Annotated in this window: 12 protein-coding genes; 9 read left to right on the top strand and 3 right to left on the bottom strand. The window is 59.2% G+C overall.

Annotated features, from left to right (window positions below; genetic code table 11):
* Positions 1-301 precede the first annotated feature (301 nt).
* Complete coding sequence (locus ACP7E4_RS04085; protein ID WP_426111649.1) at positions 302-1,156, top strand: pirin family protein; 855 nt, start codon at positions 302-304, stop codon at positions 1,154-1,156.
* Between the two features lie 40 nt (positions 1,157-1,196).
* Here the strand turns inward: ACP7E4_RS04085 and ACP7E4_RS04080 are convergent, their stop codons facing one another.
* Together ACP7E4_RS04080 and ACP7E4_RS04075 are read right to left on the bottom strand one after the other, a co-directional pair.
* Entirely contained in the window at positions 1,197-2,378 is a 1,182-nt protein-coding gene (locus tag ACP7E4_RS04080; RefSeq protein WP_426111651.1) for a patatin-like phospholipase family protein, read from the bottom strand.
* Positions 2,379-2,396: 18 nt separating this feature from the next.
* A complete protein-coding gene (locus ACP7E4_RS04075) occupies positions 2,397-3,329 on the bottom strand; it encodes a lipid A biosynthesis lauroyl acyltransferase (RefSeq protein ID WP_426111653.1) in 933 nt (310 codons plus the stop codon).
* A 119-nt stretch (positions 3,330-3,448) separates the two neighbouring features.
* Here ACP7E4_RS04075 and minC point away from each other — a divergent pair, with 119 nt between their 5' ends.
* From minC to ACP7E4_RS04040, 7 genes are all read left to right on the top strand, one after another.
* Positions 3,449-4,189: a septum site-determining protein MinC gene (gene minC / locus ACP7E4_RS04070; protein WP_426111655.1), complete on the top strand. Its 741-nt coding sequence runs from the start codon at positions 3,449-3,451 to the stop codon at positions 4,187-4,189.
* Between the two features lie 208 nt (positions 4,190-4,397).
* Complete coding sequence (minD, locus tag ACP7E4_RS04065; RefSeq protein WP_020290795.1) at positions 4,398-5,210, top strand: septum site-determining protein MinD; 813 nt, start codon at positions 4,398-4,400, stop codon at positions 5,208-5,210.
* Positions 5,210-5,464, top strand: a complete 255-nt coding sequence (gene minE / locus ACP7E4_RS04060) for a cell division topological specificity factor MinE (protein ID WP_020290796.1) — start codon at positions 5,210-5,212, stop codon at positions 5,462-5,464. The genes minD and minE overlap by 1 nt, the downstream gene beginning before the upstream one ends.
* Before the next feature lie 93 nt (positions 5,465-5,557).
* The gene (locus ACP7E4_RS04055; protein WP_426111657.1) at positions 5,558-6,193 is read left to right on the top strand and encodes an RluA family pseudouridine synthase; all 636 of its coding nucleotides are present in this window, start codon (positions 5,558-5,560) and stop codon (positions 6,191-6,193) included.
* 768 nt (positions 6,194-6,961) lie between these two features.
* Entirely contained in the window at positions 6,962-8,251 is a 1,290-nt protein-coding gene (locus ACP7E4_RS04050; protein WP_426111659.1) for a M18 family aminopeptidase, read from the top strand.
* A gap of 174 nt (positions 8,252-8,425) precedes the next feature.
* Entirely contained in the window at positions 8,426-8,590 is a 165-nt protein-coding gene (locus ACP7E4_RS04045) for a hypothetical protein (RefSeq protein ID WP_426111661.1), read from the top strand.
* A 179-nt stretch (positions 8,591-8,769) separates the two neighbouring features.
* Entirely contained in the window at positions 8,770-10,923 is a 2,154-nt protein-coding gene (locus tag ACP7E4_RS04040; protein WP_426112062.1) for a mechanosensitive ion channel family protein, read from the top strand.
* Positions 10,924-11,036: 113 nt separating this feature from the next.
* Here the strand turns inward: ACP7E4_RS04040 and ACP7E4_RS04035 are convergent, their stop codons facing one another.
* On the bottom strand, positions 11,037-11,756 hold the full coding sequence (locus ACP7E4_RS04035) for a UTRA domain-containing protein (protein ID WP_426111663.1): 720 nt from the start codon (positions 11,754-11,756) through the stop codon (positions 11,037-11,039).
* Positions 11,757-12,116: 360 nt separating this feature from the next.
* Here ACP7E4_RS04035 and ACP7E4_RS04030 point away from each other — a divergent pair, with 360 nt between their 5' ends.
* Positions 12,117-13,184 (top strand): ABC transporter substrate-binding protein, encoded by a 1,068-nt coding sequence (locus ACP7E4_RS04030; protein WP_426111665.1) that lies wholly within the window; start codon positions 12,117-12,119, stop codon positions 13,182-13,184.
* The last annotated feature ends 72 nt before the right edge of the window (positions 13,185-13,256 follow it).

Raw genomic sequence — 13,256 nt, 5'->3', positions numbered from 1 at the left:
GAACGGCCAACCGGAGTGATCGGGTTGGCCGTTTTTTTGTGGGTGAGAACCAAACTCCGTGGGGACCGACTTGTTAGGGCGAATCCAGACTGACCGCGTTTTTTGTGGGAGCGTTCGGAGGTCACGACGGCCGCGAAGCGGTGTGTCAGGCAGATTAATATCGCTGCCTCGCGTTGCTCGTGAACTCCCACAGGACTGCAACCAATCGAAATAAACGATTGATGGCATGCAAAATCAGCACCCATCCATCAACCCGACAGGCATACCATAGCCAGCATTCCCACTTGAGGAGCAGGTTCAGATGACTCAATTTCGCAAAGTGCTGTCGATTCAGGCAGGTCAACCCACTTCGGATGGCGCTGGCGTCAGCCTGACCCGTGTGTTTGGCGGGCCGGGGGTCGAGCAGTTTGATCCGTTTCTGATGCTTGATGAGTTCGGTTCGGACAAGCCGGATGAATACATCGCAGGCTTTCCGCCGCATCCGCATCGGGGCTTCGAGACGGTGACTTACATGCTCGAAGGCCGCATGCGGCACGAAGATCACATGGGCAACGTCGGTTTGCTGCAGGGCGGCGGCGTGCAATGGATGACGGCGGCGCGGGGCATTATTCACAGTGAGATGCCGGAGCAGGAAGAAGGCGTGATGCGCGGTTTTCAGCTGTGGCTGAACCTGCCGGGCAAGACCAAGCTGAGCGATGCCAGCTATCAGGACATCCAGCCGGATAACATTCCGCGCCTGACCACCGACGCCGGTGTTGAAGTTGTGGTGATTGCCGGTCAGTTCGATGATGGATCGTTGCAACAGGCTGGCGCGGTGCAGCGGCCGGATACCGAGCCACAGTATTTCGACTTCCACATGCCGGCTGGCAGCAGCATCAGCCCACGTCTTCCTGATGGGCACCGCGCGTTGTTGTATGTCTATGAAGGCACCCTGGAGGTTGCCGGTCAGCCCCAAGCGGTCGGCGCCAGCCGTCTGGTGCGTTTGTCCAATGAGGGCGAACTGCTGCTGAGCAGCGCCGCCGGAGCTCGGGTGTTGTTGATTGCCGGCAAGCCGCTGGGCGAACCCATCGTGCAGTACGGCCCGTTCGTGATGAACACGCGGGAAGAGATCGAACAGGCACTGCGGGATTTTCGCGATGATCGGTTGACGGCTTGAGCCTGGCTAGTTTGGTGGGCTTTTGTGGGGGTCGCACCTGTTACAAGCGCAAAAACCGCTTCAACTGTTCGCCCTGGGCAATCGCGTCGTAGCGGCCCAGTTCGATCAGTTCGCTGCAATACCCCGCTTCGAACAGCAGATAGCTGAGCACGCTGGCACCGCTGGTCTTGGTTGCACCGGGTCCGCGTAGAAAAGTACGCAGGGCCGGGGGTAATTCGCGGCGATGGCGGGCAGCTATCTGGTCGATTGGCTGGCTGGGCGCGATCACCAGCACTTCCACCGGGGCCAGGCCTTGCTGGCGTATGCGCTGTTCACTGGGCAACAGATGGCTGAGGAGGTTCATGCGTTCCAGCACTTCGATATCGCTTTCGAGGCTGTCAATGAAGGTGCTGTTGAGCAAATGTCCGCTGATCTGCGCCAGGCTCGGCTGCCCACCAGTGGTGACCCGTCGCACGTCACGATTGGCGTCGGTACCGCGCGGGTTACCACTGACACCGACCACCAGCACCCGATTGGCGCCCAGATGCAGCGCAGGGCTGATCGGCGCAGACTGGCGCACGGCACCGTCACCGAAATATTCCTGATCGATTTTCACGGGTGCGAACAACAACGGGATTGCTGAACTGGCCAGTAGATGATCGATGGTCAACTGGGTCGGAACACCCACGCGACGGTGGCGCAACCACGGATCAATGGTGCCTTTGCCCTGATAGAACGTCACCGCGTGCCCGGATTCGTAACCGAACGCAGTCACCGCCACAGCGCGCAGATGCCGTGCCTGGATTGCAGCGTCGATGCCCTCCAGATCCAGCCGTTCCGTCAGCAGGCCACGCAACGGCGAACTGTCGAGCAGCGCGACCGGGATCTGCGAGCCCAACCCAAGCAAGCTTTTGCCGAGGAAACGCGCGGCCTGCCGGCTGACACCCGGCCAATCGCTGCGCAGCACCTGATGGCTGCGAAAGCCCTGCCAGAATTCGGTGAGTTGATGGATCGCGGTGCGAAAATGCAAGGCGCCACTGGCCAGTTTCACCGCATTGATTGCCCCGGCCGAGGTGCCGACAATCACCGGGAATGGATTGGGTGCGCCCGCGGGCAACAAGTCGGCAATCCCCGCCAACACCCCAACCTGATAAGCCGCTCGGGCGCCGCCACCGGACAGAATCAACCCGGTGACGGGTTCGACGTCATTCACAGCGTCCATCGCGACGGCATTTTCGAGCATGTGGGCGTCAGCCTCGGGTTATTTACGCTTCTTATACAGCTTCGCTTCGCCCACCGGTCGGCTTTTAAAGCGTCTATGCGCCCAAAGATACTGCGCCGGGCATTCAGTGATGGCACTTTCTACCCATTGATTGATGCGCAGGCAATCCGCCTCGTCGCTCTCACCGGGAAAATCCTGCAGGGGCGGATGAATCACCAAGCGATAGCCGCTACCATCGGCCAGACGCTGCTGAGTGAAGGGCACGACCTGGGCGCGGCCGAGTTTGGCGAACTTGCTGGTAGCCGTCACCGTTGCCGCCTGAATACCGAACAGCGGCACAAAGACGCTCTGTTTGGCGCCGTAATCCTGATCCGGCGCATACCAGATTGCGCGGCCGGCACGCAGCAGCTTGAGCATGCCGCGCACGTCTTCGCGCTCCACGGCCAGGGAATCCTGATTGTGCCGCTCGCGGCCGCGACGCTGAATGAAGTCGAACAGCGGGTCCTTGTGCTCGCGGTACATGCCGTCGATGGTGTGCTGCTGCCCCAACAATGCCGCTCCCACTTCCAGCGTCGTGAAATGCAGCGCCATGAGAATCACGCCCCGGCCTTGTTGCTGCGCGGCTTGCAGATGCTCCAGTCCTTCGATATGGGCGAGTTTGGCCAGGCGCTCTTTGGACCACCACCAACTCATGGCCATCTCGAAGAACGCAATGCCGGTGGAGGCGAAGTTTTCCTTGAGCAGACGCTTGCGCTCAACCTTGGTCAGGTGGGGGAAACACAGCTCCAGATTGCGCGAGGCAATGTATTTTCGATCAGTGGCAAATCGGTACATGACCGCGCCCAGAACACGACCAATGACCAGCAGGGCGCGAAAGGGCAGCTGGACAATCAGCCATAGCAGCCCCAGCCCAAGCCACAATGGCCAGAATCGGGGGTGAAGAAAACAGGCTCGAAAACGCGGGCGATCCATCAAAGCTTCCGTCAGAAGAATGGCCGCGCATTCTACATCGGTTCGACCCGGCTTGCGGCTAGCGGGCGTTCTCGTTATAAGTCTCGGCACTTTTAGCGACAAGCTGTTGTATTTCGACCATGAGCCAAATCGAATCGCAAGACCAGGATCCAGTCTTCCAACTGAAGGGCAGCATGCTTGCCATCACGGTGCTGGAGCTGGCCCGGAACAATCTTGAAGCGCTCGACCGCCAATTGGCGGCGAAGGTGGCGCAGGCGCCGAATTTCTTCAGCAACACCCCGCTGGTGCTGGCGCTGGACAAACTTCCAGCCAATGGTGGCCCCGTGGATCTGCCCGGCCTGATGCGCATCTGCCGCCAACACGGCCTGCGCACCCTGGCGATTCGTGCCAATCGCATTGAAGACATCGCCGCTGCCATCGCCATTGATTTGCCGGTACTGCCGCCGTCAGGCGCCCGGGAGCGTCCACTGGACCCGGCCGAAGGTGAAGCACCCAAGCCAAAAATCGAAAAACCGGTCGAGCCGACGATCAGGCCGACCCGGGTCGTTACCCTGCCCGTGCGCGGCGGACAGCAGATTTACGCCCAGGGCAGCGACCTGATCGTGATTGGCCCGGTCAGTCCCGGTGCGGAACTTCTGGCTGATGGCAACATCCATGTTTACGGCCCTATGCGCGGTAGAGCATTGGCAGGCATCAAGGGCGATACCAAGGCGCGGATCTTCTGCCAGCAATTAGGCGCCGAACTGATCTCGATTGCCGGGCAATACAAGGTCTCCGAAGACTTGCGCAGGGACCCGCTGTGGGGATCTGCGGTACAGGTCAGCCTGTCCGGTGACGTGTTGAACATCATCCGGCTTTAACGGATACTGCGCCATTTTTAAAGCATCTCTGATTCGTCGCGAAAACGTAGCAAAGGTTGTAGGAAATCCCGGGATCTTCACTTTTCCGGCACATCTCCCTTCGATTCAGAAGTCAGGGTTGAGTAATTTCCATCATTGTTCGACTGCCGCCGCTTCAAGAGACGCTCTTCAGGGACTAACTGTCCTTTTCCTCTAGGGGTGAAACACCTTGGCCAAGATTCTCGTAGTTACATCCGGCAAAGGCGGTGTGGGTAAGACCACCACCAGCGCCGCGATCGGTACCGGCCTCGCATTGCGCGGCCATAAAACAGTTATCGTCGACTTCGACGTTGGCCTGCGTAACCTCGACCTGATCATGGGCTGCGAGCGACGCGTGGTGTATGACTTCGTCAACGTGGTCAATGGCGAAGCAACGCTGACCCAGGCGCTGATCAAAGACAAACGCCTGGAAAATCTTTACGTGCTGGCCGCCAGCCAGACACGTGACAAGGACGCCCTGACGGTCGAAGGCGTCGAAAAAATTCTCATGGAGCTCAAGGAGACGTTCGAATACGTCGTCTGCGATTCTCCAGCCGGTATCGAAAAAGGCGCTCACCTGGCCATGTACTTCGCTGATGAAGCGATTGTCGTGACCAACCCGGAAGTGTCTTCGGTACGTGACTCGGACCGCATGCTGGGCCTGCTGGCCAGCAAATCCCGGCGCGCCGAGCGTGGCGAAGATCCGATCAAGGAACATTTGCTGCTGACCCGCTACAACCCTGAGCGCGTGGTCAATGGTGAAATGCTGGGCGTAGAAGACGTTGAAGAGATCCTCGCGATCCGTTTGCTGGGCGTTATCCCGGAATCCCAGGCGGTCTTGAAGGCTTCCAACCAGGGTGTTCCGGTTATCCTCGACGACCAGAGCGATGCCGGTCAGGCCTACAGCGATGCTGTGGACCGTTTGCTGGGCAAGGAAGTGGCGCACCGGTTCCTCGATGTGCGTAAAAAGGGCTGGATAGAGCGGTTGTTCGGAGGCAAATAATGAACATTTTCGACTTCTTTCGTGCCAGCAAAAAGGTCAGCACCGCGTCGGTGGCGAAAGAGCGTCTACAGATTATCGTGGCGCACGAACGCGGCCAGCGTACGACCCCGGACTATCTCCCAGCCTTGCAGAAAGAACTGGTTGAAGTGATCCGTAAATACGTCAACATCGGCTCCGATGACGTGCAGGTTGCTCTGGAAAACCAGGGCAGCTGTTCGATTCTGGAACTCAATATCACCCTGCCAGATCGTTGATCCGGCGGGTGCCCGCGGCGGTATACGCGGTGTTCTGCAAAGAGCATCGTCTATACCGCCGTTGGCGTTTCTCGCGTTTCGAGGCCGTTACACATGCCGTTGTCGAACATCCGCATCATTCATCAGGACGCTGCCGTCCTGGTGGTCGATAAGCCGACCCTGCTGCTTTCCGTTCCTGGCCGTGCCGAGGACAACAAGGATTGCCTGATCACCCGCCTGCAGGAAAACGGTTACCCCGAAGCCCGCATCGTCCATCGCCTGGACTGGGAAACTTCCGGAATCATCCTGCTCGCCCGCGACCCGGACACCCATCGCGAACTGTCACGCCAGTTCCATGACCGGGAAACCGAAAAAGCCTACACCGCGCTGTGCTGGGGCCAGCCGACGCTGGACAGCGGCCGCATTGATCTACCGCTACGCTACGATCCGCCGACCAAGCCTCGGCATGTGGTGGATCACGAACTCGGCAAACACGCGCAGACCTTCTGGAAAGTCCTGGAACGTTGCGGTGATTACTGCCGTGTCGAGTTGACGCCGATTACTGGCCGCTCCCATCAATTGCGGGTCCACATGCTTTCAATTGGCCATCCGCTGCTGGGTGACGGGTTGTATGCGCATGCCGAGGCGCTGGCGGCTTTTCCACGCCTGTGTCTGCACGCCAGTATGTTGGCGTTTACCCATCCGCAGACGGGCGAGCGGCTGCGGCTTGAGTGTCCGGCGCCGTTTTGATGGGGTGCGTCACTCTGCGGGGGCGTTATTAATTTTGGCGCTGCGCTTCGAAACGGGGGGCACCAACAGCATTCGCGGTGCGGCTTATTGAGGTTTCGCCCTGACGGTCGAGTCCATTTTGTTTCGGCAAAATAGACGAAAACCATCTGCGCTGACGTCCGGCCCCTGCTTCGCAGGGGTTCCTTCGCTCCGGTGCCGTGGTGTGGGTACGCGCCGACGCGCCATCCATGGCGCAACGGCGCTCGACCGGCATCCATGCCGGTCGCCCCACCCCACGACACCTACGCTCAGCCTCCCGACGCGCGTTTGGCGGTGTCTGCCAGATCGTGGCACGGAAAATCAAAAGCAAATACGCGTTGCGGATCTTTCTGCCTGTCTCACCGCAATCCCAGGCCGGTGAATGTGCGCAGAACGCATGGGCGACACAATTGCGACTTGTGGACGGCCGAGCGCAGGTATTGCGTTGTGGGTGATTCGGCATGGATGCCGAATTAGCCGCACTGGGCCAGGGATGGCCCTTTGCGGCGACCCACGGAGCAATGCCGGAGCGAGGGAAGTCTGAGCCTTGGCGAAGACCTGGGCAAAGGAGCGAGACCTTTTGGTTACTTTTGGGGCGTTTGCCAAAAGTGACCCGCTGTAAGAGCGGAACCATAATTTCAGCAGACGCGATAATGGATATGTTCGCGATTGAAGAGACCAAAACAAACCCACAACCACACGCCCCAGCCCAATACGGTAAACTCGCGCCATTGCTGTCTGGAGTAACTTATGCGCGAAGAGCTGAACCAGGGTCTGATCGAATTCCTCAAGGCCTCTCCTACACCGTTTCACGCCACTGCCACCCTCGTTCAACACCTTGAAGCCTCGGGCTTTCAGCGTCTGGACGAGCGGGAAACCTGGTCCACCGAAACCAGCGGGCGCTATTACGTCACCCGCAACGACTCTTCGATTGTTGCGTTCCGCCTGGGTCGCCAGTCGCCGCTGACCGGCGGCATCCGCATGGTTGGCGCGCACACCGACAGTCCGTGCCTGCGGGTCAAGCCGCAACCTGAATTGCAGCGCCAGGGTTTCTGGCAGTTGGGCGTCGAAGTCTATGGCGGCGCCCTGCTCGCTCCGTGGTTTGACCGCGACCTGTCGCTGGCCGGGCGCGTCACGTTCCGCCGCGACGGCAAGGTCGAAAGCCAGCTGATCGACTTCAAGCTGCCGATTGCGGTGATTCCGAACCTGGCGATCCACCTCAATCGCACCGCCAACGAAGGCTGGCCGATCAACCCGCAACTTGAATTGCCGCCGATTCTTGCTCAGGTTGCCGGTGACGAACGTGCGGACTTCCGCGCCCTGCTCACTGACCAGCTGGCCCGTGAACATGGTCTGAACGCTGACGTCGTGCTCGATTACGAGTTGAGTTTCTACGATACCCAGAGCGCTGCGGTGATCGGGCTTAATGCTGACTTCATCGCTGGCGCGCGCCTGGACAACCTGCTGTCCTGTTACGCCGGACTGCAAGCGCTGCTCGGCACCGATAGCGACGAAACCTGTCTGCTGGTGTGCACCGATCACGAAGAAGTCGGTTCATCGTCAACCTGCGGTGCCGATGGGGCGATGCTGGAACAGATCATCCAGCGCCTGCTGCCCGATGGCGCAGACTACGTGCGCACCATTCAGAAATCGTTGCTGGTGTCCGCCGACAACGCCCATGGCGTGCATCCCAACTACGCCGAAAAGCACGACGCCAACCACGGCCCGAAACTCAACGCCGGCCCGGTGATCAAGGTCAACAGCAACCAGCGTTACGCCACCAACAGCGAAACCGCAGGATTCTTCCGCCATCTGTGCATGGCCGAAGAAGTGCCGGTGCAGAGCTTCGTGGTGCGCAGCGACATGGCTTGCGGCTCGACCATCGGCCCGATCACGGCCAGCCATCTCGGCGTACGCACGGTGGATATCGGCCTGCCGACCTTCGCCATGCATTCGATTCGTGAACTGGCGGGCAGCCATGACCTGGCGCATCTGGTGAAAGTACTCGGCGCGTTTTATGCGAGTCATGAGTTGCCGTGATTTGCAGGGTTTGAGCTGAAGCCAGGCATTTAGTGGGAGCGAGCTTGCTCGCGAAGACATAGGTGAATCAGACCTGTGTGCGGGCCTGAAAACCGCTTCGCAAGCAAGCTTGCTCCCACAACTTATCTCCGGACCACCTAAACTAAAGGCATCTGACTCCGGAGGGTCGATGCCATGAACGCCTTTTATGCAATGCTGCTGCCGATCATTATCGGGATGTTGCTGTTGTGCATCGGCTTCAGTTACCAGGAGCGTGGTGGCGGTGTGTTCATGATCTGGCTGGGGATGATGCTGATGCTGGGTACGATCGGCTTCAAGATTCTGGAAAAGCTTGCCTGATGGTCAACCTCAGGTAATGCGCGGCCCGCAGGGGAGAAAAGCTGCTCGCCAAGCCCGCAGACCACTCGTAAACTCATCGCTCACTCATGCCAGGGATGACAGCTGACGCCGTTCTGTCTCGGGCAACTCGATGTTGACTTGAGGTTTACTGCCCGGTGACTGCTTTCCCCCGCTATTGTTTGCTGACTCGCCTGCTTTTCGTCTGCCTGCTGGCCCTGTTTCCTATCGCCGCAGCTCAGGCGGTCGCTCTGCCGGGCGTGCTCGGCGGTGGGCAGAAAACCCAACCGCAGGCGCAGGAACCGCTGGGGCAGTCGCTTGATGAAGTGATCAAGACCCTGGAAAACGACCAGCAACGCAGCCAGTTGCTGGCGGACCTGAAAAAACTTCGCGATGCCACGCACAAAGCCCAGCCTGGCACCGATCAAGGCGTGCTGGGGTTGATTGGCAGCACCTTGAGCGACTTCGAGAAAAAATTCGCTGGTGAAGACAGCCCGATTACACGCTGGTCCGAAGAAATCGATCTGGCTCAGGATGAACTGCTGGCGCTGGCCTTGCCGGCCAGGGAGTGGCTGCCGATCATCTTCGGTTTCGCCGTGGTGCTGTTGCTCTGGAGTCTGTTGGCCGCCGCGCTGATCTGGCTTGGCCATTGGGTGCGTGTGCGCTTCGGCTTGTCGGAAGATCTGCCGCAAAATCCCGGCACCCTCGACATGCTGCGCTTTGCCTTGCGTAAATTGGGACCATGGCTGATCGCACTGGTGATCACGGTTTATCTGAGCTACTCCCTGCCCTCTTCCCTGGGCAAGGACCTGGCGATGGTGCTGGCTTATGCGCTGGTGGTCGGCACGCTGTTTTCGGCAATCTGCGTCATCGCCTTCTCGGTGCTCGACGGACCGCATCGCCACCGGGCCCTGTACATCCTGCGCCACCGGGCCTTCCGCCCACTGTGGCTGATTGGCAGTTTCGCGGCATTCGGTGAGGCCCTGAACGATCCACGCCTGATCGCCAGCCTCGGCGTGCATCTGGCCCATACGGCCGCGACCTTCGCCAATGTCATGGCGGCGCTGTCTACCGGACTGTTCATCCTGCGTTTCCGGCGGCCCATCGCGCATCTGATCCGCAATCAGCCGCTGTCCCGACGCCTGACCCGCCGCGCCCTGACCGACTCCATCGAGATCATCGGCAGCTTCTGGTACGTGCCTGCGCTGATGCTGGTGGGCGTGTCGCTGTTTGCCACGTTCTTTTCCGCAGGCGATACCAGCACCGCGTTGCGTCAGGCCTTGTTGTCCACGGTGTTGCTGGTGGTGAGCATGGTCATCAATGGCCTGGTGCGCCGTCATGCCATGAGGCCGCGTCATGGCCACAAACGTCACGCCCTGTATTCCGAGCGCCTGCACAACTTTTTCTACACCCTGATGCATATGTTGGTCTGGCTGGTGTTCATCGAACTGGGTTTGCGGGTCTGGGGCCTGTCGCTGATTCGTTTCGCCGAGGGTGATGGCCACGACATCAGCATGAAACTGATCAATCTGGCCGCCACGTTGATGTTTGCCTGGCTGGTGTGGATTCTCAGCGACACTGCCGTGCATCACGCCTTGACGCGTTCGCGCAAAGGGCTGGCCAATGCTCGGGCGCAGACCATGATGCCGCTGATTCGCAACGTGCTGTTCATTGCGATCTTCATCATTGCGCTGATCGTCGCCCTGGCCAACATGGGCATGAACGTCACACCGCTGCTGGCCGGTGCCGGTGTGATCGGCCTGGCTATCGGTTTTGGCGCCCAGTCACTGGTGGCGGACTTGATCACCGGGTTGTTCATCATCATCGAGGATTCGCTGGCCATCGATGACTATGTGGATGTCGGCGGGCATCTCGGCACCGTCGAAGGCCTGACCATTCGCACCGTTCGCCTGCGCGATATTGATGGCATCGTGCATACGATCCCGTTCAGCGAAATCAAAAGCATCCAGAACTATTCCCGGGAATTCGGCTATGCGATTTTCCGCATCGCCATCCCTTCAAGCATGAACATCGACGATGCGCTGAAGATGATCCGCGATGTGGGTCAGAAAATGCGCACCGACCCGTTGCAGCGCCGCAATATCTGGTCGCCGCTGGAGATTCAGGGCGTGGAAAGCTTTGAGTCGGGCAACGCGATCCTGCGCGCCCGCTTCAAGACCGCGCCGATCAAGCAATGGGAAGTTTCCCGGGCGTTCAACCTGTCCCTGAAACGCCATCTGGATGAAGCCGGAATGGACCTGGCGACGCCAAGATTGAGCGTGCAAGTGATGACGGCGGGAAGTGCGGAGCGCAAGGAGCTCAAGTCGGGTAGCTGAATTGCTTTCGCCAAACCTGTGGGACCGGATTTATCCGGGAAGGGGCCAGTCGAGACAATGCATCTGCGGCGTCTGAAAATCCTTCGCGGGCAAGCCTCCAACGTATTGCGCGCTCAGATATCGCTGACCACCGCGCTCACATGAATCGCATCATGGCGCCAGTACTCCAGGTCGCAGTCGATCAGGCGTCCCTGCTGGTCGAAGTTGACCCTGGCGATGCGCAGGCCAGGGCTGCCGAGGGAAACCTTCAAAGCAGCCGAGGCTTCGGCGTGCAGCGCGGTGGGTACCATTTCGAAACGCACCTGGCCGTAGCGCAAGTCATAACGGCTGGCGTACAGCTCGGTCAGTGACTGATTGAGATCGCAGTCGAGAATTCCGGGAAAGTATTCCGGGTTCAGGTAATGCTCCACGTACAGCACCAGCCGCTGATCTATACGCCGCGCGCGGCAGATCTGGATCACGCTGGACAGCGCGGGTAGCTGGAGCAATTCGCAGATTTTCGCGGAAGCCGGCTGCAGACGCGCGCTGATCACCTGAGTCTCGGCAATCCTGCCCTGGGCACTGACCATCGCGTGAAAGTGACTGCGGCGCATCAGGTCATAGGCCAGACGCGGCGGCGAAATAAACCAGCCACGGCGCTCCTCGCGATAAATCAAACCCAGTGCTTCAAGCTGTACCAGCGCTTCGCGCAAGGTAATGCGAGTGGTATCGAACACTTCGCTGAGTTTGCGTTCGGCGGGCAACTTGCTGCCGGGCGGCAGCAAGCCATGCTCGATCTGCTCTTGCAGCGCATTGCAAATCGTCGTCACCGCACGTGGTACGTCTTCGCGCATCAAGTTACCTATCTGGACTAGACCAGCGCCATTTCGGGGCACGGGCTGCTCGGGACGCACCGCACGATGCGTGCAAACAGCCTAGTGAGCGTAGATGACTATTGAGTGACAAGGTGCATCACAAACCATGCCAAGCCCGTCTTGATAAACTGCTTAGCCCTTGCAGATCAACCGTTTGCCGATGGTCTACGCTTACGCCACGGCGTACGTCTCGCCTCGGGACGAAGCCACCAAAAAGCCATGCCGACATGAAAATGTCATTGAACGAGCCTAACTTGGCTCAGGTATTGCTGACCTAGACCAACTCACCCGCAACGATCACTTCTAAAAAATCTTGAAGAAGTGCACAAGGAGCTTCGAATGAAACACCTTTTGCTGGCATCACTCCTCGGTTCCGCTATTGCATTCAGCACCGCTGCCATGGCTGCGGACGTTGACCTCAAGACCCTCGAAGCCGCCGCCAAGACGGAAGGCGCGGTCAACAGCGTCGGCATGCCGGATGACTGGGCGAACTGGAAAGGCACCTGGGCAGACCTGCAAACCAAATATGGTCTGAAGCACATGGACACCGACATGAGCTCGGCGCAGGAAGTGGCCAAGTTCGACGCGGAAAAAGATAACGCCAGTGCCGACATCGGTGACGTAGGCGCGGCCTTTGGCCCCATCGCCACGGCCAAGGGTGTTACGCAACCCTACAAGCCAAGCACCTGGGATCAGGTTCCGGACTGGGCCAAGGATAAGGAGGGTCACTGGGCGCTGGCCTATACCGGCACCATCGCATTTATCGTCAACAAAAAGCTGCTGCACGGTTCTGAAGTCCCAACCAAATGGGCTGACCTGAAAAACGGCAAATACAAAGTCACCATCGGCGACGTCAGCACCGCAGCCCAGGCTGCCAACGGTGTGCTGGCTGCCGCGATCTCCATGAAAGGCGACGAGACCAATCTCGCTCCGGGCCTGCAGCTGTTCACCGAGCTGGCCAAGCAAAAACGCCTGGGCATCAATAACCCGTCTATCCAGAGCATGGAAAAAGGCGAAGTCGAAGTCGGCATCGTCTGGGACTTCAATGGCCTGAGCTATAAAGCCAAGATGACCAACCCGGATGACTACGTGGTGCTGATTCCATCTGACGGATCGGTGATTTCCGGCTATACCACCATTATCAACAAATACGCCAAACACCCGAACGCCGCCAAACTGGCCCGTGAATACATCTTCAGCGACGCCGGCCAGACCAACCTGGCTCGTGGTAACGCGCGTCCGATTCGTGCCGAACACCTGAAACTGCCGGAAGACGTGCAGAAGCAACTGCTGCCGAACGAGCAGTACAAAGGCGTAACGCCGATCAAGAACGCTGCCGCATGGGAAGCGACTTCCAAGAAGCTGCCACAACTGTGGAACGAGCAAGTCATCGTCGAAATGCAATAACCCGCAATCGGCTTCAGGGATGAAGCCACGCAGCTCACACAACGTTTGCAACACACGCAACAGAAGGCGAGA

The organism is Pseudomonas sp. DSP3-2-3, assembly GCF_049898225.1.
In the GTDB taxonomy this organism is placed as follows: domain Bacteria; phylum Pseudomonadota; class Gammaproteobacteria; order Pseudomonadales; family Pseudomonadaceae; genus Aquipseudomonas.
The sequence above is the reverse complement of the archived record's forward strand: the minus strand, read 5'-3'. Positions and strand labels throughout refer to the sequence as shown.

What these genes read in the sequence shown, in the direction of transcription:
- ACP7E4_RS04085 (WP_426111649.1), top strand. Translation starts at nt 302, where the DNA reads ATGACTCAATTTCGCAAAGTGCTGTCGATTCAGGCAGGTCAACCCACT.
- ACP7E4_RS04080 (WP_426111651.1), bottom strand. Translation starts at nt 2,378, where the DNA reads ATGCTCGAAAATGCCGTCGCGATGGACGCTGTGAATGACGTCGAACCC.
- ACP7E4_RS04075 (WP_426111653.1), bottom strand. Translation starts at nt 3,329, where the DNA reads ATGGATCGCCCGCGTTTTCGAGCCTGTTTTCTTCACCCCCGATTCTGG.
- minC (WP_426111655.1), top strand. Translation starts at nt 3,449, where the DNA reads ATGAGCCAAATCGAATCGCAAGACCAGGATCCAGTCTTCCAACTGAAG.
- minE (WP_020290796.1), top strand. Translation starts at nt 5,210, where the DNA reads ATGAACATTTTCGACTTCTTTCGTGCCAGCAAAAAGGTCAGCACCGCG.
- ACP7E4_RS04055 (WP_426111657.1), top strand. Translation starts at nt 5,558, where the DNA reads ATGCCGTTGTCGAACATCCGCATCATTCATCAGGACGCTGCCGTCCTG.
- ACP7E4_RS04050 (WP_426111659.1), top strand. Translation starts at nt 6,962, where the DNA reads ATGCGCGAAGAGCTGAACCAGGGTCTGATCGAATTCCTCAAGGCCTCT.
- ACP7E4_RS04045 (WP_426111661.1), top strand. Translation starts at nt 8,426, where the DNA reads ATGAACGCCTTTTATGCAATGCTGCTGCCGATCATTATCGGGATGTTG.
- ACP7E4_RS04035 (WP_426111663.1), bottom strand. Translation starts at nt 11,756, where the DNA reads ATGCGCGAAGACGTACCACGTGCGGTGACGACGATTTGCAATGCGCTG.
- ACP7E4_RS04030 (WP_426111665.1), top strand. Translation starts at nt 12,117, where the DNA reads ATGAAACACCTTTTGCTGGCATCACTCCTCGGTTCCGCTATTGCATTC.